The organism is Gilliamella bombi (assembly GCF_900103255.1).
Taxonomy (GTDB): domain Bacteria; phylum Pseudomonadota; class Gammaproteobacteria; order Enterobacterales; family Orbaceae; genus Gilliamella; species Gilliamella bombi.
The window spans coordinates 1-3,566 of sequence record NZ_FMWS01000115.1 but is presented as its reverse complement, the minus strand read 5'-3'; the positions used below and the strand labels follow the sequence as shown (position 1 = coordinate 3,566).

The 3,566-nt window shown below is 28.3% G+C and carries 4 protein-coding genes and 1 pseudogene; all 5 read right to left on the bottom strand.

The window, feature by feature from the left end; all coding sequences use genetic code 11:
* Positions 1-15 precede the first annotated feature (15 nt).
* A complete protein-coding gene (locus B9N71_RS12560; protein WP_085166142.1) occupies positions 16-225 on the bottom strand; it encodes a hypothetical protein in 210 nt (69 codons plus the stop codon).
* A gap of 147 nt (positions 226-372) precedes the next feature.
* Positions 373-1,335 carry a hypothetical protein gene (locus tag B9N71_RS12555; protein WP_085166141.1) on the bottom strand — a complete coding sequence of 321 codons (963 nt, stop codon included), beginning with the start codon at positions 1,333-1,335 and terminating at the stop codon, positions 373-375.
* 3 nt (positions 1,336-1,338) lie between these two features.
* On the bottom strand, positions 1,339-1,944 hold the full coding sequence (locus tag B9N71_RS12550; protein ID WP_085166140.1) for a hypothetical protein: 606 nt from the start codon (positions 1,942-1,944) through the stop codon (positions 1,339-1,341).
* Positions 1,945-2,057: 113 nt separating this feature from the next.
* Positions 2,058-2,654 (bottom strand): hypothetical protein, encoded by a 597-nt coding sequence (locus B9N71_RS12545; RefSeq protein WP_085166139.1) that lies wholly within the window; start codon positions 2,652-2,654, stop codon positions 2,058-2,060.
* Positions 2,655-2,656: 2 nt separating this feature from the next.
* Positions 2,657-3,566: pseudogene (locus B9N71_RS13195) on the bottom strand (hypothetical protein); the annotation flags it as partial.

Here is a 3,566-nt window from a genome sequence, read left to right as displayed (position 1 = left end):
ATATTTTGGCGAGGATCAGGGTTTGGCTACTTTGGCAATAGCCGCTTCATTTTTTATCCATAATGTCTTTATCTCAGTATCCGATGACTGTATTTCAATTTGTAACCAAGCCACCTTCACATCTTGACTCATTATATTAATTTTGGTCTTTGCATACGGTTTACCCACTGTCGTATCCGATGCAGCTTCTTTTTCTAGTAGTTTGACCTGTTTAGCTATACCCAAAAAGGCTTTATCTTCCTCTGGGATTTTACTCGCTTCCGCTTGTGTTTGAGTAATATAACTTGGTAAGTCTTCACAGGTGAAACATTCAACATGTAAATGAGGACGAAATTCTTTATCGTTTGGACCGTTACCTAATTTTTAGCTGTGCTATTTTAATGACAATAGTGTTTGATCTATCTTTTTGTTTATTTGTTCTACTAAACATTTTGTAATGTTATAAGTAAAACCCTCTGTTTCATAATAATAATTAGGTGCAGCTATTGATAAACATATTTTATTAATTTGTTTATCTATTTCGTCTATAGATTCATTAAGATTCGTTTTTTTATCTTTAAGCGATATGGTTTTTTGAGATAAAAGGTCATGATAGTAACGATAAGAATCTATACTACAACTAGTCGAGTATTCTTCTTGATAACAAGTTTTTAGTTTATTAATTTGAAATTTTGATGTTTCAAGCGAACCTTCGAGAATTTTGAATTGATCGGGGTAAGTAATTTGATATTTATAACCTTCGTCAATTAATAACTCTTTAAGTTGAAATTGTAAGTCTTTTTCATCTATTTGATAATGCTTCCAGAATATTGGTTTTACACTAGTATCGATATCTTTGACCAATAATAAATAAACATCTTTACTAGGTGAAATATAATAGTATTGATTACTTAACCAATAATAACCTTCAACATCATAAGAACTATTTGCCAATATAATTTTATCTTTAAAGTTTCCTTTATGAAAAATGGATAAGTTAAACTCTTTAACCGGATATATTTTATTATTAACGGTTTTATTATAGATTTTTTTATTAATAGTAAGCTTTAAATCATTTACATCATATATAACAATATTATTTCTAATAATTTCATATAAATTATCAAAATATGAAGCCATTTGATTAATTTGACAACGCTCAAGTATTTCTTCTCGTTCAGTATTTGTAATATGCCAAAAATCATCGTTTTTCTTGCAATCTTTTGCTAACTTTGTGATATCTATCTTGTTAAGAACAGATTTACCTTTATAGTTCTCAATAACATCAATTTCTTGACCATAACAGAAAAAATTAAATAAAAATAACACTATATTAATAAAAAATAAATTTTTCATTACTTAATCCTTTATTGTGTTAAAAATGCCAGAAGAACTCATTTGATATTTGTTTTCTGTTGTATAAACTTTTTTATCTTTTGGATTTTCATCGGGTTCAAAAAGATTTTGTTGTTGATGTTGTTTAATTAATATTTTTCCGTCAGGCTTTATTACAAAATCATTCCAATAGGATATTTCGCCATTTTTAATTTTGTACAAAAGTATTGTATCCAACAAATTTCCGTTATTATCATAACTATATAGCTGAAAAGTAAAAACTTTTTCATCATTTTCACCTATAGCCATTTGGATAATGCCTTTATATAAAATGTCCTTATAATAAAAATAACAATGAGGAAAATAAAAAGTTGTTTTAGTAAGATATTCAAATAATTTTGGCTTAAATGAAAATTCTTTATTCGTAAATCTTAATGGAAATGGCACATTAGGGGAAAGATATAAGCCATATTCTCCCCAATAATAATATTTTTTTAATTTATTAGAAGAATAAGGCAATTTGATTTTATGATAGTAACGTAAATCACTATTTAAATTTTCTGAAAATACAAAATTTACATTAAATAATGATAATAGGCAGACAATGATAAACCTTTCAAAAAATTTCATTATTAACTTTCCTTAATGTTTTGTTCTTTTTTATTAGGGAATTATTTAATATAGGCTAATAAAAGTGATGAAGACAGCACGTTATTATTCTAATTTATACTTAGTCACATTCATTATTCAAAATTAATATTACCTTTATCATCAATAAAATAATAACTTATCTTATGTTGTTCAGTCATAAGCTTTTCTGTTTCTATATCAATGCAATATTCTGATTCTATTATTTCAAATTTCTTATTTTTATAAATACGTGTTCTTTTATTGATTGAGCACTCTGCTTGTGCACCATCCACAACAATCATTTTGCTAATCAGTTCATTACTCTTATCAAAAATCTGTAATTCAAGAGTTGGAAGGTTATAATATGAATCTTGATCATTATAATCCCAATAAGCAAAAAGGAACACATTTAGCTTGTTATCAAGCTGAAGCTTTTTAAATAATATCGCTTTACCTGTGTAAGGTTTTCTATGTTCAACCATACTTAATAAAGGCGTGTTGGGATCAAAAAGCGCATTTGTTGGATTCTTTTCATCATATATTTGATTATTATCCGCAAAAAAGTCTTTCAAAGAATGATAGGAAAATGTTTTTTTTGAATATCCTTTAAATTCATAAAGGATATTATTAAGATCTTTATTTTTATCTTCTGCAAAAGAAAAAAACGAGATTAATAAAATGCATATATAGAAAAAATGAAACCTGATCATTTTTAATCCTGTACATTTATAATTAAGTTAAAATCAAAACCGCATATATGTAAATGATGATAATGATCATATCCATTAGGAGGAGCTTTCTTCATATGCTTAGTATATTTAAGTAAAGTATTTGGTTGCTTCTTATATGTAAAATATTCTGAATACATTAACGAAGTCCTTGCCCAGCCAAATTTATACAATGCTGTATTAAATTTTTCTTGCTCATCAAAATCAAAACTTGAATAAGATAACCATGTTAGCTCGCCGTTTCTTTTAGTTGATATATATCTTAAATCGCCTGCGATACCGTTTATATGAGATCTACTCTGAACAGATTTAGCATCGTGAGTACTAAATCCATTAAAGCCTAAATAATCAGCATTCAGTTCTAACATAGCACCAAGCAACCCAGCAAAACAATCAGGATTTATATACCACCTGTGACTATCACTATTAAATGTTGCAAATTTTGCTTTAATACTACCATCAGATGAAATATAACCCTTTTCAAACTCCTTAACATTAATTAATTCCACATTATGTGTTTGTGGAATATTTCCTCTCGCCATAGCCTTAGTCACATGAACAGTAAAAATACCCAACTCATGTGTCTTTTTATTCTTATCATGATAAACGTATTTATATTTTTGCTCATACCCTGTTAATATTTTTTCTGGTATATGTTTTTCAATTTTTCCGTCATGATAAATATGATAAGTAACAATTCCTACTCTAGTGAAATAATCCATCATCGCTACGGGATGAATAAACCACGCCTTGCCATCAGCACTAAGTGTGGCTGGTGGGGTGGTGTCTGCTGGGGGGGTTGTGGTATTGGTTGTCTCGCCATTTTCTGGAGGCGTGTTTTTGGGTTGATTCAACTTAGCTAAGCCTTTAGCGACATCATCCCACCATAACATC

Excerpts from the sequence above, each read along its gene's own strand:
- B9N71_RS12555 (WP_085166141.1), bottom strand. The coding sequence starts at position 1,335 with ATGAAAAATTTATTTTTTATTAATATAGTGTTATTTTTATTTAATTTT.
- B9N71_RS12550 (WP_085166140.1), bottom strand. The coding sequence starts at position 1,944 with ATGAAATTTTTTGAAAGGTTTATCATTGTCTGCCTATTATCATTATTT.
- B9N71_RS12545 (WP_085166139.1), bottom strand. The coding sequence starts at position 2,654 with ATGATCAGGTTTCATTTTTTCTATATATGCATTTTATTAATCTCGTTT.